Here is a 21,112-nt window from a genome sequence, read left to right as displayed (position 1 = left end):
ATCTATTGTGTCGGCATTGTGACGGTAGATTTCTTGGCTTCTATGCAATACTCGTGGATAATAAGATTGTGGTCAGCGAAAACAAGAACAGCAACCCACGGAAAGGAGAATCAAATATGGATTATATCATTGAAACAGAAAATCTTACGAAGCGATACGGAACAGCCACCGTTGTCGATAAGGTAAATCTTCATGTGCCAAAGGGCAAAATTTATGGTTTGCTCGGCAGAAACGGAGCAGGCAAAACCACAGCAATGAAAATGATGTTGCAGCTTGCTTTCCCAACGGAGGGAACGGTACGCTTGTTTGGCACAAACTATAAGGAAAATATCCATACCCTTTATAGCAAAGTAGGCTCTATTATCGAAACACCGGGATTTTACAGTAATTTAACAGGGTATGAGAATTTGCAAATTCTCGCTAAACTGCGAGGGGGAGTATCTAAAAGTGGAGTAGAAAAAGCTCTTGAAGTTGTGGGGCTGCATAAGGAGAAAAGAAAAGTCTTTTCCGATTATTCCCTCGGAATGAAGCAACGGCTTGGTATTGCCGCCGCCATTATGCACGAGCCGGAGCTTTTAATACTTGACGAACCGATTAACGGACTTGACCCCATTGGAATAGTTGAAATACGCTCATTTTTATCTGAACTTAGTCACAATCATGGCATTACCATTTTTATCTCAAGCCATGTTTTAAGCGAGATTGAACAGATAGCAGATATTATCGGCGTTATGCACGAGGGGCATTTAGTAGAGGAAGTGAATATATCCGAGCTTCACAAAAGGAATCGAAAATACATTCAATTTGATTTATCTGACAGTGAGATAGCCGGAAAGATTTTAGAAAACCACTACCACATGACGGATTTTACAGTGCAGGACGGTACGGTGAGAATTTATGACTTTAGCCAAAGTGTTGGAGAAATCAATCGAGAATTTGCACGAAATGGACTGCTCGTGACAAGGATAAATGATAGTGAGGAAAACTTAGAGGACTACTTTTCTAAACTGATTGGAGGTGGCGGTATTGCTTAATCTTATTTCTTGTGAATTATTAAAACTAAAGCGTTCAAAAATGGTGCTAATTAGTGTGGCAGGGGTATTATCTACCCCACTTTTGATGTTAATAGAAGCCTTGCAAACACATTTTGATAAGCCGGAGATTATCTTTACCTTGTCTGACATATACAGCGACAGTGTACTGTATATCATGCTGCTGGTAAACATTATGATATATGTGGCAATTGCAGCTTACTTGTTTAGCAGAGAGTACACAGAAAGCACCCTCAAAACCATATTGCCCATACCCATTTCAAGGACAAAACTATTAATTGGAAAATTTTGCACCCTGCTTCTTTGGATTGTTATGCTAACCCTTGTAACATGGGCAGGTATATTTATCGTTTGTGGGCTATATGACGCTGTCTTTACATTGGAGGGATATAGCTTACTAGTGGCAATAGTATGGCTCCCCAAGTTTTTGTTTGGCAGTATCCTGATGTTTTTAACAGTTTCTCCTTTTGTGTTTGTTGCTATGAAAACAAAAGGATTTGTCGCCCCGATGATTGGCTCTGCCGTGATTGTCATGGGAAGTGCCGCACTTTCAAATCAAGAATGGGGAGCGTTGTATCCGTGGACAGCCACCTATTTCTTGGTGCAGGGTAAACTTCAGAGTACCGGCTATCCTACACTGCTGTCTGTATCTATTATTATTCTTGTATCAGCAGTTGGTTTTCTTATGACCTTTCATCATTTTAAAAAGGAGGATTTGAAATAATGGTACTTGATTTTATAGAAATTTTAAAAGTTATTTTTCTTGGAATTGTTGAGGGTATTACTGAGTGGCTACCTATCAGCAGCACAGGACATATGATTCTTGTGGACGAATTTATCACACTTAATATGAGCGAAGCATTTAAAGAAATGTTTTTTGTTGTTATTCAACTTGGAGCTATACTCGCAGTGGTTGTAATGTTTTGGAACAAGATGTTTCCCTTTCAATTTAAGAACAAAGCACAGTCAATTGTTAAAAAGGATACTTTCTCGTTGTGGTTCAAGGTTGCGGTAGCTTGTGTACCGTCAGCTATTATGGGGATTCTATTTGATGATTATTTGGATGCTTACCTCCAAACCCCCATTGTGATTTCAATCATGTTAATCTTTTATGGTTTGTTATTCATTCTCATAGAAAATTGGAATAAAAAGCGTACTCCTACTACTATGGCACTTTCTGACATCAGCTATAAAACAGCAATCTTGATAGGGGCATTTCAAGTGTTATCACTTATACCCGGCACATCACGGTCGGGAGCAACGATTATAGGTGCTTTACTCATAGGAGTTTCACGAGTGGCAGCAGCAGAGTTTACTTTTTTCCTCGCAGTACCTACTATGCTTGGAGCAAGTGCTTTTAAGCTGTTAAAATTCGGGTTTGAATTTACAAGTGCAGAACTGCTCGCTCTTGTTCTCGGTATGGCTGTGGCATTTGCGGTATCTGTCTTAGTAATTAAATTCCTAATGAACTTTATCAAAAAACATGATTTTAAGGTGTTTGGTTGGTATCGAATTGTGCTTGGTATACTTGTTGTACTTATAAAATCTTAATAATGCGTTTTCTTTGTGCGCGAATAAAAATGCCAGTTGGTCCTTAAGATCAGCTGGCATTTTTGTTTCTGGGGATGGAAAACAACCCAGAGATTCTCGTTGTCGATCTCCTCCTGATTTTAGTTTGCATGGTGAATTTTGCAAATTGAATCTACAGGAGGTTAATAATGGGATTTAATTATGGATATGAGAAAAAGAAGTTTGATAGTAGATGGAAGCGTTTAGAAGTTGAGTATTGTGATGCAGGGATGAGCGAAGAACAGATTGCTGCCATGAAAGAATATGACTGGGCATGGTTTTGCAGTCAAAGGGTTTTTCAAAACCATACGCAACCAATACCTTGTGAACAATATGATGAAGTATGTGGTCAATCACAGCTGTTCCGAAAGTTTGCATCGTTATCTTATCAATGGGATGTTGATAAGATTGATCAAACGCGATATGGATGGTTGGCTTCGGTGGAAAACGAACAACTACTGTTGAGATTGAAGAAGCTGTCGAAGAAAGATTTGGAGCTATTGACATTACTTTTTGTGGATGGTTATCGTCAAATTGATGTAGCACGTCTTTGGCATTGTTCCAGAAGTGCTGTTGCACAAAGATTTAAAAAAATAAAAAAATTTTTGAATAACACTTAACAAATGAAGCGTATCAGTGCCTACCCATTGAGGGAAGAACATTCTCCCAATGTGGAGCTTGACAATTTCATAGACGGCATTTCCGGTACATAACCTATGTACGAGCGAATCAGGCACGCCGCGAAGATGGACAGCCCCAGGAGGTGATGAATAGGACTGTTCCGAGCGATCCACGTCAGCCTGATACCCGAAAGTGGCATTTCAGGGCGCGATGACTGCATAGGGGTTAAAGATACTTCCTCACGGCCTCCTAAAGACTTGGGGGGGAACTCTGCGGCGCACGAGTAAAACGACGCTGTGGAGTTATGACAGCCGCGCCAGCGGAGACCGGAATGTCCCCATCGCCAGGGGTGCGTGGCAAATGTGGCGAGTAAATTTTTCAAAGTCAGATACCATGCGCTGGCAGCTTCGGTTGCCAGCGCATTCATGTGATTTTGAAAGCAACAACCACATCTTTGACAGAAAGGGGGACCACCTATGGAAAAATTGATTTCGCGGAAAGAGGCTGCCAAATTACTGGGGATTAGCATTGCCACTTTGGATGCAGCTCGAAACAGTGGGCTAATTTCCTATGTTCAGTATGTGCAAAATGGTTGCGTGTACTTTACAGATGCTGGCCTTCAGGAGTATATCGCAAAATGCACCCATCGTGCAAAGCCAGTGGAAAAAAGCGCTACATACCGCAAGCTGCGAAGTGTCCGAGCTTGAGCTGTTCCGTATCCTTGCTGGAACCTAATATGTCTGATAAAACAAAGGTACAGCGCTGGACATTATTCTTAGGAGGTGACGGAATTGGCAAAAAGAAAAAGGGCAATTCCTCAATATGGTACGGTCGTGCTTAACGGCATTGAATATTATAGAACCAGAGTCGAAGATTCGGATGGAAACAGAGTGGCGCTTTATGCAAAGACGCCCGAAAAGCTTTATGACAAGGAACTGGAGGCGTTAGAGCAGATTGACAGTACTACGTTTCGTCGAAGATCGCCTACGGTTGCTGAGTACTGTGAGAAGTGGCTGCTGATGCAGTCCGTCCATGTTCGGGCCACCACCTTGACAGATTATACCTCTAAGGTGCGGCGGCACATTATTGGAGGGCTGGGAGACAAGAGAATGGCTGATGTATCCCTGGATGACATCCAACTTGCCCTCGTACCTGTTTCCAAGAAGTCGGCTTCGGTTTATAAGTCTGTGGTGATTCTCTGCAAGTCCATTTTCCGGGCGGCCAAGGAGAGCCATGTGATTGACGAGGACCCGACCATATACCTGGATGCAAAGGGAGGAGTTCCCCAGGAAGAAAGACAGGCATTGACGGATGAACAGGTTGAGCGGCTTTTGGACACGATCCGGGATTTGCCGCCCTATGTATTTGTGATGATCGGTTTATATGCCGGTCTGCGCCGGGAAGAAATCCTGGCGCTGCAATGGGATTCTGTGTATCTGGATGCAGAGGCTCCGTACTTAACGGTACGGCGGGCATGGCACACAGAACATAACAGGCCGGTCATTCTTACCGAGCTAAAGACCAAAGCGGCACAAAGAAACATTCCTCTCCCGGTCTGTCTGGTTGAATGTCTGAAAGATGCAAAGAAAAAATCCACTTCGGATTATGTGATTGCCAATCGGGACGGTGATCCGCTATCCTATACACAGTTTAAGCGGCTGTGGCAGTATATTGTGATGCGGACTGCAAAGCCGAGAATGGCCAGAAAACTTGTGGACGGAAAGTATGTAAAATATATGCTTTACCCGAAACTTGGAGAAAAAGCCAGGAATAACGGCCATGTGGTATATAGCCTGGATTTTGAAGTGACACCGCATCAGCTGCGGCACACCTACATCACCAATCTGATTCATTCTTCGGTGGACCCCAAAACGGTACAATATTTGGCGGGCCATGAAAGCAGCAAAATCACGATGGACATTTACGCAAAGGTCAAATACAACAGGCCGGATGATCTTGTCAAAGCAATGGGCTGTGCCTTTGACTTATGGGACGCTGTGTAAGTTCCGAACAATTCAGAAAATGAAGTAAGAGCGAGACAAGGATGTCTCGCTCTTAGTTTTTCCTTGGCCGTATCTTTGATTCAATTTGAAATCTCTGATAAAAAGGAGGTGTAGATACATCACCACGCGAGAAAGGAAATTAATTATGGCAAAGAAGAAAAAAAACATACCTCAATATGGAACCGTCACACGAAAGGGTGTCCTGTATTACAGAACCCGGATTCTGGACGCAGACGGCAAGCAGGTGAGCTTGTATGGGACTACCTGCGAGGAACTGTACGATAAAGAGCAGGAGGCGAGACGCCAGGTAGCGGAGATCATCTTCCACCGGGAGCATCCTACTGTGGCCGAGTATTGTGAGAAGTGGCTGTTGATGCAATCCGCAAAAGTGTCGCCGGCTACACTGAAGGGCTACGCCTCCAATATGAAGAACTACATTATCAAGCCTTTGGGAGATATGTATATGGAGGAAGTAACAGCGGATGATATTCGTCTGGCGCTGATCCCATTGTCCAATAAGTCCGAGAGCCTGCACAATACGGTGAATATGCTCCTCAAGTGCATTTTTTACTCGGCAGAGCGGAGCCAGTTGCTGGAATACAATCCGTGTGAGGGGATTTCGGCAAAAGGAGGGAAACCGACCCAAAAGAAAGATTCGCTGACAGACCAGCAGGTGGAAGTGCTGCTGGAAACCGTCAAAGGACTTCCGCCGTATCTGTTTACCATGATCGGCTTATATGCCGGTCTGCGCCGAGAAGAAGCTCTCGCCTTGCAATGGGATTGTGTGTTCCTCGATGCACCCACTCCATATATCTCTGTGCGGCGCGCATGGCGATCAGAGCATAACAGACCGGTTATCTCTACAACGCTTAAGACGAAAGCAGCAAGAAGGGATATTCCCATTCCCAAATGCCTTGTGAATTGTCTGCGGGAAGCCAAGGCTGCCTCCAAATCGGAATATGTGATTGCCGATAGTGAGGGACAGCCCTTGTCATATTCGCAGTTCAAACGTGTCTGGCAGTACATCGTTGTTCGGTCTACCAAGGAGCGTACCTATTATAAGTATGTGAACGGACAGAGCATCAAGTACACTGTTCAGCCGAGTCTGGGAGGACATCAGAAAAACAATCCCAACATTGTGTATAGCCTGGACTTCGATGTGACACCGCACCTGCTGCGGCATACCTACATCACCAATCTTCTGTATGCAGGTGTTGACCCCAAGACGGTCCAGTACCTTGCCGGACATGAGAACAGCAAGACAACTATGGACATCTATGCAAGAGTAAAGTATAATAAACCAGAACAGCTATTCGATGTAGTAAATTCTGCATTTCATCAAGCTGTCCCCTCGTAAAAGTGGCCTGTTTTTTGGTTAAGGAATAGGACAACCGAGGGGCCGAGGCTCAAAAAAGCCCGGAATATCAAGGAAAATCATCGCTCAGACGATTGAAGAATGGATTTAAAGCACTTGTCTATATGCATAGATATAATGAAAATTTAATACCAAAAGTAAGACTTGACTACTTACACAGAATGCAGACGACTTATGAAAAATTATTAGCAGATGTAAATGATAAACTTACATCAGAATTATCTATGACAGATAAAAAAGAAGCACAAAAAAGACAAGCAGATTTAAATGCTAAATTACAGGAAATAAAAGAATATGATGAAAAAATAGCACATATTGCAAATCAAAGAATAAGTATTGATTTAGATGATGGAGTAAAAGTAAATTACGATAAGTTTAAAGATATACTTGCTAAAATAAAATAGGAGGATAGAATATGTTTGACGAAGTATTAGAATTATTAAAAGATACTTTAAAAGGTGCTTTTTCTAGAGATACTGAAAGAAAAAGAATAAGAAAAATAATATTTTGGTATGATTCTAAACAAGAATATGAAGATTTCATAAATGAACTTGAATTAGAAGATACAGAAATTATTAAGTACGACAATAATAGTTTTTGGATTAGATATCATATAGAAAAAGCAGAACTTAATAAAAATATTATTATCTATCTTCCTTTTGAAAGAAAAAAGGGTATAGATAATGATTTATTGGATTTAGAAACTGCTAATAGTGATTTATTATTTAATCCAGATTCAACAACTATGAGATTAAAGAACTTGGGATTAACAGAAGATTGTAGAAAAATCATAAATAAATACGCCAAGTTCTTTGGCAATAAAAAAAGAGAAGCAGAATTTAAAAATTTTGATATTGAAGAAAAAAACAATGATAATATTGATTTGATTATTACTGCAATTATGCTTAATATAAAATCAATAAATGAAGATGATATATTAAAAGAAATAATTAGATATTATTTTGAAGATGAAAAGAAATATGAAGAATTATTCAAATTTGGTAATGAAGAATTTATATTAAGTTTATTTAATGATACTTTTGGCTCTAATGCAAATTCTTATGACGATTTACTTGATGTATATAAATCTTTAGTATTTACATATTTTGCTACAAGTTTAAAAGATATTAAAAAAGCAAGTAGATATAGTAAATATTTATTAACTAAAAAAACAACTAACGTTTATGTATTTATAAATAATTTGATGAGAGATAAGACTACAAGAGAATATTTTGAAAAACTATCAAGGAATATAGAAACAGAATTTGGAATTACTGACTTGCTTAATGGAATGGATATTGAAGATTATTGTTTGAGTGATGCTTTTATAAGTATTGATAAAAATATAATCAAATATATAATAGATAAATTATTCAATAGTATTGGTGAGTATGAAGTATATAAACATTATATAGATATAAGAGAAAATAAATACTGGTACGAAAAATTAGAAAATGAATATAACTTGTTAAAAAATTCAATAGCATTTTTTGAAAAAATAAATAGTATTGAAAATGCAATAAAAATAGTTGATATTGATAGATTTGCAAAAGATTATACTGATAATTTCTATGAAGTAGATACTTTATACAGAAAAATATATTTTTATTATGATAGTATTGAAGATAAAGATATATTCATTAATTTAAAAAATAAAATTGAAAATATATATGTAAATGATTTTATGAGCGAATTATCAATTAAATGGAGTGATATGATAGAGAATATGCCAAAATATGATTCTAATCGTATGACTTTGCAGAAAGATTTTTATAAAAATTATATTAAGCCATTTAATGATAAAAAAGATAGAATAATTGTTATTATATCTGATGCATTTAGATATGAATGTGCAAAAGAACTTAATAGCAAATTGAAAAACTTTGCAAGTAAATCAGATATTGGATATATGCAAGGAATTGTTCCATCATATACAAAATTAGGAATGGCTTCATTATTACCTAATAAAGAATTGTCAAGAGTAAAAGATAGTGATGATATTTTAGTAGATGGACAAGTTTCTTCAAGTTTAAAAGATAGAGAATTATTACTTCAAAAAGAAAATATAGATTCTATTGCAGTGAAATATGATGATTTATATGAAATGACAAAACTAGAATGGAAAAAACTATTTTCTGGTAAAAAAGTGGTATATATTTATCACGATACAATAGATAATGCAGGAGAACATAATGAAAATACTATATTTACTGCCTGTGATAAAGCAATAAATGAATTAGAAAAATTAGTTAGAGATTTGCATACGACATTTAGTGGAATAAATGCTTTTATAACTGCTGATCACGGATTCTTCTATAAAAGAGGTAAGATAGAAAGTTATGAAAAAACAAGTAAGATAGTAAATGCTACAAAACAAAAAACAAGATATTCTTATTCAGATAGTATATCTAATGAAGAAGGTATTTTATCAATAAATTTAGATTATGTGTTTGGAAAAGATAGTGGCTATGTAAATATTCCTAAAGGAAATATTATATTTGCAAGACAAGGTAGTGGCATAAATTATGTTCACGGTGGAATACTTCCTCAAGAAATAATAATACCTGTTATTGATTTTAAATCAACAAGAACAACAGAACAAAGTAAAAAAGTCGGAATTACCTACAGTGGATTATCAACAAAAATAACAAATGCTATTACTTATCTAGAATTTTTACAAGATAGTAATGTTGATGATAATAATAAACCTTGTAGATACTTATTACATTTTGAAGATGAAGAAGGAAATAGAATATCTGATGAATGTACAATTATTGCAAATTATGAAAATACTGAAGTTAAAGATAGATTCTTTAGAGAAAAGTTTGTATTTAAAAATATTACTTATGATAGAAATAAACCTTATTATTTAGTAATTATTGATGAAGAAACGGGAATAGAATCTACTCGTATAAAATTCTATATTGATATTGCTATTGTAAATAATTTTGATTTCTAGGAGGTGTAATAGTGGAAGAATTAAATGAAAAGTTAAATAAATACTTTGCAGGTAAAGTTGTAAGAAAAGATTTAACAAAGAAAATAAAAGAGGGGGCTAATGTTCCTGTTTATGTACTTGAATATTTACTTGGAATGTATTGTGCAACTAATGATGAAAATGCTATTGCAGATGGAGTAGAAACAGTAAAAAAGATATTAGCAGATAACTTTGTTAGACCAGATGAAGCCGAAAAAATTAAATCAAAAATAAAAGAAAAAGGAATATACACAATCATTGATAAGGTAACAGTTAAATTAAACGAGAAATTAGATATATATCAGGCAGAGTTTTCTAATTTAGGAATAAAAGATGCTTTAATTGATAGTGGAATTGTTAGTAAATATGAAAAACTTTTAGTTGGTGGTATATGGTGTATTATAAAAGTAAGTTATAGTTTTGATGACCAAGATAAACATAGAATGCCTTTTGTAGTAGTAGGGCTTGATCCTATACAACTTCCAAATATGGACTTAAATCAACTATTTGAGGGAAGAAAGCACTTTACAAAGGAAGAATGGATAGATGTTTTAATCCGTTCAATGGGAATAGAGCCATCACATTTAACTGAAATACAAAAATGGCATTTCATAGAAAGAGCAGTACCTTTAGTAGAAAATAATTATAATTTGTGTGAATTAGGTCCAAGAGGAACAGGAAAATCACACATATATAAAGAAATATCTCCTAATAGCATATTAGTATCTGGTGGACAAACTACAGTTGCCAACTTGTTCTATAATATGGGACAAAAGAAAATAGGTTTAGTTGGTATGTGGGATTGTGTGGCATTTGATGAGGTTGCCGGAATAACTTTCAAAGACAAAGACGGAATTCAAATAATGAAAGATTATATGGCTTCTGGCTCATTTGCAAGAGGTAAAGAAGAAAAGAATGCTAATGCCTCAATGGTGTTTGTTGGAAATATTAATCAAAGTGTTGAAGTATTATTAAAAACTTCTCATTTGTTTGAGCCTTTTCCAAAAGAAATGGCAAACGATTCAGCATTTTTTGATAGAATGCATTATTATTTACCTGGATGGGAAATACCTAAAATGCGACCAGAATTAATAACAGATGAATATGGATTTATTACTGATTACTTATCAGAATATTTTAGAGAAATGAGAAAAAGAACATTTTCTGATTCTTTTGATAAATACTTTAAATTAGGTAATAATCTAAATCAAAGAGATGTTATCGCAGTAAGAAAGACAGTATCTGGTTTAGTAAAATTATTATACCCAGATGGGGAATATAGTAAAGAAGAACTTGAAGAAATACTTTCTTATGCTTTAGTTGGAAGAAGACGTGTTAAGGAACAATTAAAGAAAATTGGTGGTATGGAATTCTATGATGTGCATTTTTCTTATATTGATTTAGATACTATGGAAGAAAAGTTTATTTCTGTACCAGAGAGTGGGGGAGGAAAACTTATTCCAGAGGGAATGTTAAAATCAGGACATACTTATTTTATAGGTAGGGGTAATTCTGGAATGATAGGAACATTTAAAATAGAAGTTGAATCACCAAGTGGACACGGAAAATTTGCAACATCTGGTATAGGAACTGATAGAGAAACAAAAGAAGCATTGAATACAGCATTTAATTATTTCAAAGCAAATAAAAAAAGTATAAGTGCAAGTATTCAAGTTGATAATGTAGATTATTTATTACACATAGAAGATTTACAAGGAGTAGGTGCTTCAAAAGATATTTCTCTTGCATCTTTTGTTGCAATGTGTAGTAGTGCCTTAAAAAAGCCAATGCAGGGCAGTTTAGTTATACTAGGAAGTATGAGCATTGGTGGAACAATAAGTAAAGTGGAAGAATTAGCAAATACTCTCCAAGTATGTTTTGATTCTGGAGCAAAGAAAATATTGCTTCCTATGTCTTCAGCAAGTGATATATCAAATGTACCAAGCGATTTATTTTCCAAATTTAATATATCATTTTATAACAATCCAGAAGATGCAGTTTATAAAGCATTAGGAATTGAATAATAATTAACTAAAATAGTTTATAGAAAGGTGTTTATATTGAAATATAACATCTTTTTTTTATGCTTTTAGACAAAAAAATAAACGTTTAGGCAAAAATAACATACTTTCGGCATATTTCGACAACTTTTTTAGGAAAAATATGGTATTATAGCAACTAAATAATTTTTAGTGATTATTTTATTGTTTTTTAGCAATGCCACAAATCTGTGATATTGTGAGAAAAGGGGTATATAAATTTAAAAGAATAGAAAATAATAAAAATGATTAGGCAGTACTTTTTTATTGAATATTTCAGTGTCATGTACGCACTGTGTTAATCAAAATGACGACAAATATTTATTCCAATTCCTTCATTGATTTAGATACTAGATTTATAAATTTTTTATATTTTGTCGAAATTGATAAAGCAATTTCACCAAAACAAATCATTAAATTTATAAATCTTCTAAATCAATGAATTTTCTCGGCATAAAATAATGTGTCGTCAATTTCACTGAGACATTGTCGTCACTTCATTAACATGGTGTCGTCAGCAAGCTGAAATATTCATTTATTATTGGATAATAATATTACTGGTTAATTATATAAGAGATAATAAAAAAACGAATTGTACAAATGAAAAAATACTCGTTAACTCTTATATGAGGCATTGCTCGGGGGAGTACTGCCATTATGAGAGTGTATTATATTAAGTTTAGAAAATTTCAAGATTATTATTATAAACAAAATTTCTATTCTATTTTATGCTCTCAAAAAGCATTAAATTCATATTTTGAAGTTCTTATTGACGCCGATTATAAGGCTCGACCATCGAGTTTTATAATCGGTTTTTTTTGTTATAAAAAAATAATTATAAGATGTAGATCTCCACCTTCAATCAATTCAAAAAAACGAATTGATTGGAGGAAAATGGAATGGTTAATAGACCAAAAAGAAGGAAAAGTAATGATAATCCTTATATGTTAAAAGTAATTAATAATACTTACTTTATAATATTTAAAGATATTAATAATAAAAATAATGAAGTGCAAGTTAGCAAAGAAATATATGAAGCAATGGATAGATTTGAACTAGATGATTTAAAAGAACTTAATGAATATGATAGGCATATAGAACATTCGGAACTAACTGACAATAAATTAAATACAAGAATAATGAACAAACCTTTAAGTGTTGAGGATTCTGTTATAAGAAAATCGTCTTATGAAAATTTAATGATTGCAATTAATTTACTTCCTGAAATACAAAAAAGAAGAATAAAAAAGTACTATTTTGATGAAAAAACACTGAAAGAAATCGCAAAAGAAGAACATTGTACACATAGAGCAGTAAAGTTCAGTTTAGATATTGCAATCAAAAAATTAAAAGAAATTTTAAAAAATTAACAAATTAGACTACAAATTTTACGTTTTAGTGAGGAAACAGTTGAGAGGGTAATAAATCATCCTTTCACTGTTTCCTTTTTTGTTGGAAACAGGAGATCTTTGACAATTGTATATACATTCATCAAATACGTTCCTACTATTATAAGCACTTTAACAAATACGCTTGACGATAATTGTTTGGTTATAAAATTAGTTAGCAACTAATATGCGAAGATTAATAGTAGTATTAAAGATACTCCTGTCTAGCCACAGCCTAAAGCAATGGGGGCAGCCCGGAGAGATCCTCGGGGAGGTGGAATTCCTGTGAGATTAAATTAGCAATTTAATCGTTTGATGATTTCCCAAAGACTGAGGGGTTCGAGGAAAAATATCAGTTACTTAAACAATAAAAATAAATTTAGCACGAGATTTTACTATCTCGTGCTTTTACATATAAGGAGCTAACTATATAAAATTCAAGTCATTTGATGAAAAAAGTTTGAAAATGTTAAATGATTTGATTATGGTAGCTCATCAATATGTAAGATCTTTGAAATGTGAATACGATTTGTGTTTTTGGGCATGACGAAAACAGCCTATGGAATAGACTTTTTTGAATACGGTTTCATTTTCTTTCTATCTCAGTAACGATGCATCAAACTGCTGATTTGTCGTTACCAGATGATAGATGACTCTCAACAGCTTCCTGATGCAATGTCCCTGCGCACAGCGATGACTTTTTCCCTGTGAGCGTTTAAGGTCGTAGTAATCCTTGAAGACCTTGTTGAACCTGATGACTGGCACAATGACCTGATATAACGTCTTTCTTAAATAGCTCGATCCCTGCTTGGTTATGGCACTATGCTTGGCTTCGTACTGACTTGATTCGTAGTGAAATGGGGCGACACCCGCTGCCTTTATTATCTTTGAAGGCTTAGAATAGTTGAAAATATCTCCATATTCTGCTAGAATTGATGTACCAGAGAAATGCGAAATTCCTGGTACGGAGATGATAGGAGAGTTTAAGTCAGTGGAAAACTCTTCTATTTTTTATCTATTTCTTTGAGCTGATCATTAAGCAGTTCGATATGAGCTATCAAATGCTTGATCTGCATTTCATCTGCCAACGAAGAAATGCCAACAGATGTTTTTGCACTTTCCTTTAGCTTTTCAGCAGTCAGAGAAATGCGATTGCCTCTGCCGGTAATATCAAAGCATTTGCGTAAAGTTCTGATGTCAGCCTGTGCAATGGCCTTTGCACTGCCAAACTGTTTAAGAATAGACATATAGACTTTTCCATACTTGGATTTAAAAAGTGCGTTATATTCAGGGAAAACAAGATCTATGCATTTCTGCAGACGATTGGAAAGAACATTAATCTGTTCCTTGAGGGAATGATGCAACCTAGTCAGCTGCTTCTGTTCATAAAGGTCAAATTTCTTAGATGACGTCAAACGATAAGGTTTCTTGAGTTTGTTTGAGCTTAATATATCGCATATATTAAGAGTATCAAGTTTATCGTTTTTAGTGATGCCACCATCCATTCTACGATTGAGATCGGTAGTTTTAGGATCGATCAAAGCGACGCTGTAGTTCTTCTGTAAAAGAAAGCGCAATAAAGCGAAATGATAATGACCAGTATCTTCCATACCGATAAGAACGCTATCAACAGGATAGAGAGCGATCTGAGAGATAAGGAATTCAAAACCCTGAGCATTATTAGAGAAAGCGACAGGCTGAAGAATAATTTCACCAGTCAACTTGTCAACGATACTGACGAAATGCTTGTGCTTTCCAATATCAATACCAACTAATTTCATAAAAACCATCCTTTCAAATAAATTTCATGTGAAGTGGTACCCACAACACTTAGACCATAAAACCTGGTTCAAAATGCGAATTCAAAGACTCATCTAACTCATCGTTATTGAGGAATAAGTGAGTGGTCCAAACCTCCTTGAAGTAGTCAAAGCCACACGGAAAAATACAAATCCACAAACACATATTTCAATTTTACATATAAACCTAAACGTCATCAACTACGTATTAATAAAGTTGATAGAAAGGAAAAGGTATATTTTAATGACTGATAAATGAGTCAATTATAATATACCAGGAAAAATTTTTAATATGAAGAAAAGTAAAAGATACAGAGTAACTGTAAAATTAGAATATATTATAACAATGGATCATACGCAAACAAGTATGGAAAGAGCAAAAGCAGATGTTAAAGGGCTAGTAGATAACTATTTAAGAAAAAATAACAATTTAGATATTAGAAATCTAATTAATAATGAAACACCACATACTATTTATAAAGTTGAGATTAATAAAAATGAACGAAGATAGGGTAATAAAAAAAGGAGATATTTATTATGCTAATTTAGATCCTATTATAGGAAGTGAACAAAACGGTACAAGACCAGTGGTGGTTGTTCAAAATAACTTAGGTAATAAATATAGCCCAACTGTATTAATTGCTCCTTTAACAAGTAAATCAAAAAAGAAAAATTATCTACCTACACATATAGAAATAAAATCAAATGAAAAAATAACACACGATTCACTTATTCTATTGGAACAAGTAAGAGTTTTAGATAAAACAAGATTAATATCATTTTTATGTAGTTTGAATGAAGAAGAAATCAACTTAGTCAATAAATCATTAAAGGATACTTTTGATATAAAATGATAAAAAAAATAATTGTTAATAAAACTTCTTCATTTAATAAAGATTTTGTTGATTATCTTGAACAGTTACGAATTCTAAATCTTGTAAAAAATAAGAAAATAATTGATGAGATAACTTATAAAAAGTCAATTGTGCAATTAAATAAATCGCACAATTGTAATTAATTGATTATTCTTATAAAATGGCATTGTTCGAACAAGAAAGGAAATGTTTATGGATATAAAAATAATTAAAAAGAAAGATGGTAGAGTAGATAGAAATACTGGTTTATTAATAACTGAAAGATTAAGGGTTACTGCTTATGCAAGAGTTAGTACTGGAAATGAAGAACAACTAAATAGTTATGAGTCTCAAAAAAAATATTATAAAGAAAAAATATCTTCAAATGATGAATGGCAATATATCGATATGTATGCGGATGAAGCAATTTCAGGAACTTTGGATTATAAAAGAAACGATTTTATGAAAATGATTCACGATGGAATAAATGGTAAATTTGATATGATTATTACTAAATCTATATCCAGATTTGCGAGAAATACTGTAGATACTTTGAAATATGTGAGAAAACTAAAAGAAAATAATGTTGCAGTTTTTTTTGAAGAAGAAAATATTAATACATTGGAAATGTCAGGAGAATTATTATTAACAATATTAAGTTCTGTAGCCCAACAAGAAAGCGAAACTATTTCATCTCACGTTAAACTAGGGTTGAAAATGAAAAAAGAACGTGGAGAATTAATAGGATTTAATAATTGTTACGGCTATGTATATGATTCAGATAATAATAAAATGATAATTAAAGAAAATGAAGCAGATATTGTTAAAATGATGTTTAGAATGTATTTAGATGGTAGGGGTGCTGATTATATTGCAAAACAATTAACTAAAATGGGAATAAAAAGTCCAAAAGGAAAAGATGTATGGGGAGCAACAACGGTAAGAGGAATATTAACAAATGAAAAATACAAAGGAGATGTACTTCAAGGAAAAACCTTTACTCAAGATCCAATATCTCACAGGAGATTAGTTAATTATGGAGAAGAAGATAAATATTATATATCAAATCATCACGAAGCAATTATTTCAGTTGAAGATTTTGATAAAGTTCAAGAAATTTTAAAAGCAAAGTGTGGAGCAAGAGCAACAGGAAGAAGATTGGGAAATGTTGGAGGTAAATATACAATGAGTTCGAGACTTCGCTGTGGATTTTGTGGCGAAACATTGGGCAGAAGGACAATGTTTGTAAATCAATCTAAAAAAGTTGCTGCTTGGCAATGTATTGAGTCTTCAAAAAATGGAAAGTATAATTGTCCTGATGGAAAAATTGTAAAAGAAGAAATAATAGAAAATGCTTTTATTGATATTTATCAGTTATTAGCAAATAATAGAAATAACATAATTGATAATATTTCTAACATTGTTAAAAATTCAATGAGAAATGGAACAACTAAAGAAAAATTAGATAAATTAAAAGAAGATAAAATAGAATATGAAAACAAAATTTCAAAATTGGTAGATTTAATGGTAGATGGTACTATTGATTCTGAAATATTTAAAAGCAAAAAAGCAACATTATTGAATAAAATAGAGAAAATGGATAAAGAAATAGAACAACTACAATTAGTAAAAGAAGATGATGATGAAATTGAGAGAGGAATTATTAAACTTAAAGAAATGTTAAATAGTGATAAAATTTTTAATATAGAGAAGTTTGATGAACAAATATTTGATGCACTAATAGATTATGTAATTATTGGTGGATATAATGAGAAAGATGAAAAAGATTCTTATTTAATAAGATTTATATGCAAAAAATCATTCAATTTTACACCTAAAAAAGATATTACAAAAGAAATGATTAAGAAAAATAATAATTTGAACAATACAGATAATTATATTACAATACTAGATGTTATAAGTAATCAAAGATTTAATATTTTTGAAAAAGATAAAAATGGAAGTAGAGTAAGAAAAACAATAGAAAATATTCGAGTTAGATTGGAATTAGAAAGGTAATGTGATATAATTACACTGAAAAGACTTGTCACTAACATACAGAGAACATAGTTTGTTGTAGCATAGTTAATATATTATAAAAAGGCATACGACATTAACTATACATTGCAGTTATAATCAGATGACACATATTGAATCACTTATTTCTTTATCTCGTGTTTCATGATTCATTTCTATACAAAATTTCATAAATTTTAACAAAAAGCATATACAAATGTGAAGAATTCATATATAGTAATACAGGTATAGTGAATCAATCAGGAGGGTGAGTAATGATTGAAATTTTAAAAGCGATATTGTTTGGTATTGTTGAAGGAATCACAGAATGGTTACCAATCAGTAGTACTGGACATATGATTTTATTAGATGAATTTATTCAATTAGATGTCAGTCCCGAATTTTATAGCATGTTTCAGGTCGTTATTCAATTAGGGGCAATTATGGCTGTTGTTATTTTGTTTTGGAATGATTTCTTTCCATTTGGGAAAAAGGATAACCCATATCCTTTAGCCAAAGAAGGAATTTTATCTTATGTAAAAGTAGATAAAGTTGTATTATGGATTAAGATACTTGTTGCTTGTATTCCGGCAGCTGTGGTAGGTGTCCTTTTTGATGAACAGTTGGAAGCTATATTCTATAATTATCAGACTGTATCCATTGCCTTGATTGTTTTTGGGATTGCTTTTATTCTCATTGAAAATCGTAATGCCCATCAACGTAGTCGTATACATTCTTTACGTAATATTACAATACAGACTGCTTTATTAATTGGAGTGTTTCAGTTGATTGCAGCTATTTTCCCAGGAACATCTCGTTCTGGAGCAACAATTGTTGGTGCCTTGTTATTAGGGGTGTCAAGAACAGTGGCAGCTGAATTTACATTCTTTTTAGCTATTCCTGTTATGTTTGGAGCATCTTTATTAAAAATTGTGAAATTTGGTTTTGCCTTTACAATGTATGAAGCTATTATTTTGGTTGTTGGCATGATTGTTGCTTTTGTTGTTTCTGTTTTTGTGATTAAGTTTTTAATGGATTATATTAAAAAACATGATTTTAAAGTTTTTGGATGGTATCGTATTGTTTTAGGTATTGTTGTTTTATTATATTTCATATTTTTAGGATAACACGATATAAATCGTGTTTTTTCTTTTTAGGGGGGATTCATTTTATGCATTATCAGTTTATCAATCAATGTGATGAAGAACTTTATCATTTTTATCAACGTCAAAAATCTTATTTCTCACTTTTTCATCAAGACATTACTTATCAATTTATTCAAGAAGATATGCAAGGACCAGAAGGATTTTGTGAAGATGATCACTATCATTGTAAAATATATGAAAATCATCAAATGATTGCATATCTTGATTATATGATTGGCTATCGTTTTTCTATGAAACATGATTCTCATTATTTATGGATTGGTCTTTTTATGGTTGAAGAAAGTTTATGGCATCGTCATTATGGAAAACAAATCATTACACATCTTTGTAAGCAATATCCAACGCATACATTGCAATTGGCTTGTTTAGTACAAAATAAAAATGGGTTATCTTTTTGGAAAGCGATGGGATTTCAAGAAATAGCATGTTCATATTGGGGTCATGAAGAAGTTGTAATATTGGAAAAACAAGCAAAGGAGGAATTATGAGTTTTATAGATTTTCAAACAAAATATGATATAACACATAAAAAAAGTATGCATATACATCACTGTTGTAATATTTTATCATTGATTCGGTTTTTATTGTTTATTTTGGTTATTGTTTTTTTATTACTAGGATATTTTTGGCAAAATGTATGTTATGGATTAGCAGGAGTTGCTTTGATCGCTTTTTTGATTGTTGTCAAGGTGCATCATCATTATAAAAAGCAGGATGTTTATATCGATGCTCTCCAACAGGTTTATTTAAAACATCTTCAGCGTCAAAAAGGAAAATGGAAAGATTTTGAAGAATGTGGTAATACATTTCTAGATGAACATGATTACAAGAGTTTTGATTTAGATATATTAGGAAAAAATTCTTTATATCAGATGATATGTCTTGCTTTTACATCGCAAGGGAAAAAACAACTTGCTAGTGACCTGATAAATGATCATTGTTATGAAGATATGAAAGAACGTCAAGAGGCAGTAAAGGAATTAGCTAATCATCCAGAATTTGTGATTCAGCTAGAAACACTGGGATCATTGATTCCACGTCAAAAAAAGGATAGTATCGAAAATTGGTTGTACAGTATTCAAAATCAGTCGGTTCGTTCTATATCACCTTTTTTATTCCTTTTTCCATTGATTGTCTGTCTAAGTTTGCTTTGTGTCTGTTTTCACTGGTTCATGCCTTATAGTCAGATTATTTTAGAAGCAGGTGTTGTTTTACAATTATGTATTGCTTTTTTCTTTTACTTTAGGCATCAGGCATTATTTGAACCCATTGCATACTTATCCACAGGTTTAGAAAGTTATGCACAATGTTATGCACAAATTGTGAATAACTTATTCACATCAGGTTATTTACAAAAACTACAAAAACAGTTAACTGAACAGGAAGATGTTGTTTTTGCAATTCACCAGCTTTCAAGTATTAGTCAAAAAGTCATATATCGTCATAATATTTTTGCTTTTATCATCTTGAATGGATTAGGTTTATTTGATTTCTACATTCATTATCAATATGCACAATGGCTTAAACAATATCAACACGCTATTCCGGTATGGTTTGAGGTACTAGCAAAATTTGAATCTTTAATGAGTTTATCAGTTTTAAAAATAGATCAATTTGATGTTGTCTTGCCAGAAATACAAAAAGAAAAAACACTCGTTTTTACCCATTTATGTCATCCTTTGATTGATCCTCAACAAGTTGTTGGCAATGATTTTGAAATGAGTGATTCCTTATGTGTCATTACTGGTTCTAATATGTCTGGTAAAACAACATTTATGCGTAGCATCGGCTTAAATCTTGTATTGGCTTATGCAGGTGGCTTTGTTTTTGGAAAGTCGTTAAGCTGTTCACCTATGCATATGATGACATCTATGCGTGTGAAAGATAATGTAGAAGAAGGAATTTCCACATTTTATGGAGAACTTTTGCGTATTAAGGAAATGATTGAATATGCTAAAAAACAACAGCCTATGATTTGTTTTATTGATGAGATTTTCAAAGGAACGAATTCTTTGGATCGTATAGCCGGAGCAAAAGCAACAATTGAAAAATTGTCCTTACCTTATGCCTATACCTTTTTAACAACGCATGATTTAGAACTGGGACAACTGAAAAAACAAAACTATCATTTTGATGAATATTATCAAGATGAACACATATGTTTTGACTATAAAATCAAAAAAGGGGTATCTCAGTCTAGTAATGGACAATTTTTATTAAAACAGGTAGGTATTCTTGATAAATAGGGGAGTGT

18 protein-coding genes are annotated in these 21,112 nt (G+C 33.3%); 17 read left to right on the top strand and 1 reads right to left on the bottom strand.

Annotated features, from left to right (window positions below):
* The first annotated feature begins 116 nt into the window (after positions 1-116).
* The 11 genes from bcrA (at position 117) to KEC48_RS04440 (ending at position 13,006) form a co-directional block, all read left to right on the top strand.
* Positions 117-1,034: a bacitracin ABC transporter ATP-binding protein BcrA gene (bcrA, locus tag KEC48_RS04490; protein WP_002576324.1), complete on the top strand. Its 918-nt coding sequence runs from the start codon at positions 117-119 to the stop codon at positions 1,032-1,034.
* Positions 1,027-1,776, top strand: coding sequence for an ABC transporter permease (locus KEC48_RS04485; RefSeq protein WP_002576323.1), 750 nt, complete (start codon positions 1,027-1,029; stop codon positions 1,774-1,776). The genes bcrA and KEC48_RS04485 overlap by 8 nt, the downstream gene beginning before the upstream one ends.
* Entirely contained in the window at positions 1,776-2,603 is an 828-nt protein-coding gene (gene bcrD, locus KEC48_RS04480) for a bacitracin resistance undecaprenyl-diphosphatase BcrD (RefSeq protein WP_002576322.1), read from the top strand. The genes KEC48_RS04485 and bcrD overlap by 1 nt, the downstream gene beginning before the upstream one ends.
* A 167-nt stretch (positions 2,604-2,770) precedes the next feature.
* On the top strand, positions 2,771-3,241 hold the full coding sequence (locus tag KEC48_RS04475) for an RNA polymerase subunit sigma-73 (RefSeq protein ID WP_002576321.1): 471 nt from the start codon (positions 2,771-2,773) through the stop codon (positions 3,239-3,241).
* A gap of 477 nt (positions 3,242-3,718) precedes the next feature.
* Positions 3,719-3,949: a hypothetical protein gene (locus KEC48_RS04470; RefSeq protein ID WP_002576320.1), complete on the top strand. Its 231-nt coding sequence runs from the start codon at positions 3,719-3,721 to the stop codon at positions 3,947-3,949.
* Between the two features lie 84 nt (positions 3,950-4,033).
* Positions 4,034-5,245 carry a site-specific integrase gene (locus KEC48_RS04465; protein WP_211964664.1) on the top strand — a complete coding sequence of 404 codons (1,212 nt, stop codon included), beginning with the start codon at positions 4,034-4,036 and terminating at the stop codon, positions 5,243-5,245.
* Between the two features lie 145 nt (positions 5,246-5,390).
* The gene (locus KEC48_RS04460) at positions 5,391-6,602 is read left to right on the top strand and encodes a site-specific integrase (RefSeq protein ID WP_002576318.1); all 1,212 of its coding nucleotides are present in this window, start codon (positions 5,391-5,393) and stop codon (positions 6,600-6,602) included.
* 122 nt (positions 6,603-6,724) lie between these two features.
* Positions 6,725-7,024 carry a hypothetical protein gene (locus KEC48_RS04455; RefSeq protein WP_211964663.1) on the top strand — a complete coding sequence of 100 codons (300 nt, stop codon included), beginning with the start codon at positions 6,725-6,727 and terminating at the stop codon, positions 7,022-7,024.
* 11 nt (positions 7,025-7,035) lie between these two features.
* Entirely contained in the window at positions 7,036-9,579 is a 2,544-nt protein-coding gene (gene pglZ, locus KEC48_RS04450; RefSeq protein WP_211964662.1) for a BREX-1 system phosphatase PglZ type A, read from the top strand.
* Positions 9,580-9,590: 11 nt separating this feature from the next.
* On the top strand, positions 9,591-11,621 hold the full coding sequence (gene brxL, locus KEC48_RS04445) for a protease Lon-related BREX system protein BrxL (RefSeq protein ID WP_211964656.1): 2,031 nt from the start codon (positions 9,591-9,593) through the stop codon (positions 11,619-11,621).
* 914 nt (positions 11,622-12,535) lie between these two features.
* Complete coding sequence (locus KEC48_RS04440) at positions 12,536-13,006, top strand: sigma-70 family RNA polymerase sigma factor (RefSeq protein WP_211964654.1); 471 nt, start codon at positions 12,536-12,538, stop codon at positions 13,004-13,006.
* A 1,022-nt stretch (positions 13,007-14,028) separates the two neighbouring features.
* Here the strand turns inward: KEC48_RS04440 and KEC48_RS04430 are convergent.
* Positions 14,029-14,805, bottom strand: coding sequence for a transposase (locus KEC48_RS04430; protein WP_211964652.1), 777 nt, complete (start codon positions 14,803-14,805; stop codon positions 14,029-14,031).
* 310 nt (positions 14,806-15,115) lie between these two features.
* On the opposite strand from KEC48_RS04430, the gene KEC48_RS04425 reads away from it, so the two are divergent.
* From KEC48_RS04425 to KEC48_RS04400, 6 genes are all read left to right on the top strand, one after another.
* On the top strand, positions 15,116-15,334 hold the full coding sequence (locus KEC48_RS04425) for a hypothetical protein (protein WP_211964650.1): 219 nt from the start codon (positions 15,116-15,118) through the stop codon (positions 15,332-15,334).
* A complete protein-coding gene (locus tag KEC48_RS04420; protein WP_138269475.1) occupies positions 15,321-15,677 on the top strand; it encodes a type II toxin-antitoxin system PemK/MazF family toxin in 357 nt (118 codons plus the stop codon). The genes KEC48_RS04425 and KEC48_RS04420 overlap by 14 nt, the downstream gene beginning before the upstream one ends.
* 213 nt (positions 15,678-15,890) lie before the next feature.
* A complete protein-coding gene (locus tag KEC48_RS04415; RefSeq protein ID WP_211964649.1) occupies positions 15,891-17,696 on the top strand; it encodes a recombinase family protein in 1,806 nt (601 codons plus the stop codon).
* Positions 17,697-17,968: 272 nt separating this feature from the next.
* Positions 17,969-18,820: an undecaprenyl-diphosphate phosphatase gene (locus KEC48_RS04410; protein WP_211964648.1), complete on the top strand. Its 852-nt coding sequence runs from the start codon at positions 17,969-17,971 to the stop codon at positions 18,818-18,820.
* 44 nt (positions 18,821-18,864) lie between these two features.
* A complete protein-coding gene (locus KEC48_RS04405; protein ID WP_087360140.1) occupies positions 18,865-19,347 on the top strand; it encodes a GNAT family N-acetyltransferase in 483 nt (160 codons plus the stop codon).
* Complete coding sequence (locus tag KEC48_RS04400) at positions 19,344-21,104, top strand: hypothetical protein (protein WP_211964647.1); 1,761 nt, start codon at positions 19,344-19,346, stop codon at positions 21,102-21,104. Before KEC48_RS04405 ends, KEC48_RS04400 begins: the two co-directional genes overlap by 4 nt.
* Positions 21,105-21,112: the final 8 nt, after the last annotated feature.

This window comes from Clostridium sp. C1 (genome assembly GCF_018223625.1).
Taxonomy (GTDB): domain Bacteria; phylum Bacillota_I; class Bacilli_A; order Erysipelotrichales; family Coprobacillaceae; genus Allocoprobacillus.
Note: the sequence above shows the minus strand (reverse complement) of the source record. Positions and strands in the feature narration are given on the sequence as shown.

What these genes read in the sequence shown, in the direction of transcription:
- bcrA (WP_002576324.1), top strand. Translation starts at nt 117, where the DNA reads ATGGATTATATCATTGAAACAGAAAATCTTACGAAGCGATACGGAACA.
- bcrD (WP_002576322.1), top strand. Translation starts at nt 1,776, where the DNA reads ATGGTACTTGATTTTATAGAAATTTTAAAAGTTATTTTTCTTGGAATT.
- KEC48_RS04475 (WP_002576321.1), top strand. Translation starts at nt 2,771, where the DNA reads ATGGGATTTAATTATGGATATGAGAAAAAGAAGTTTGATAGTAGATGG.
- KEC48_RS04470 (WP_002576320.1), top strand. Translation starts at nt 3,719, where the DNA reads ATGGAAAAATTGATTTCGCGGAAAGAGGCTGCCAAATTACTGGGGATT.
- KEC48_RS04460 (WP_002576318.1), top strand. Translation starts at nt 5,391, where the DNA reads ATGGCAAAGAAGAAAAAAAACATACCTCAATATGGAACCGTCACACGA.
- KEC48_RS04455 (WP_211964663.1), top strand. Translation starts at nt 6,725, where the DNA reads ATGCATAGATATAATGAAAATTTAATACCAAAAGTAAGACTTGACTAC.
- pglZ (WP_211964662.1), top strand. Translation starts at nt 7,036, where the DNA reads ATGTTTGACGAAGTATTAGAATTATTAAAAGATACTTTAAAAGGTGCT.
- KEC48_RS04440 (WP_211964654.1), top strand. Translation starts at nt 12,536, where the DNA reads ATGGTTAATAGACCAAAAAGAAGGAAAAGTAATGATAATCCTTATATG.
- KEC48_RS04430 (WP_211964652.1), bottom strand. Translation starts at nt 14,805, where the DNA reads ATGAAATTAGTTGGTATTGATATTGGAAAGCACAAGCATTTCGTCAGT.
- KEC48_RS04425 (WP_211964650.1), top strand. Translation starts at nt 15,116, where the DNA reads ATGAAGAAAAGTAAAAGATACAGAGTAACTGTAAAATTAGAATATATT.
- KEC48_RS04420 (WP_138269475.1), top strand. Translation starts at nt 15,321, where the DNA reads ATGAACGAAGATAGGGTAATAAAAAAAGGAGATATTTATTATGCTAAT.
- KEC48_RS04415 (WP_211964649.1), top strand. Translation starts at nt 15,891, where the DNA reads ATGGATATAAAAATAATTAAAAAGAAAGATGGTAGAGTAGATAGAAAT.
- KEC48_RS04410 (WP_211964648.1), top strand. Translation starts at nt 17,969, where the DNA reads ATGATTGAAATTTTAAAAGCGATATTGTTTGGTATTGTTGAAGGAATC.
- KEC48_RS04405 (WP_087360140.1), top strand. Translation starts at nt 18,865, where the DNA reads ATGCATTATCAGTTTATCAATCAATGTGATGAAGAACTTTATCATTTT.
- KEC48_RS04400 (WP_211964647.1), top strand. Translation starts at nt 19,344, where the DNA reads ATGAGTTTTATAGATTTTCAAACAAAATATGATATAACACATAAAAAA.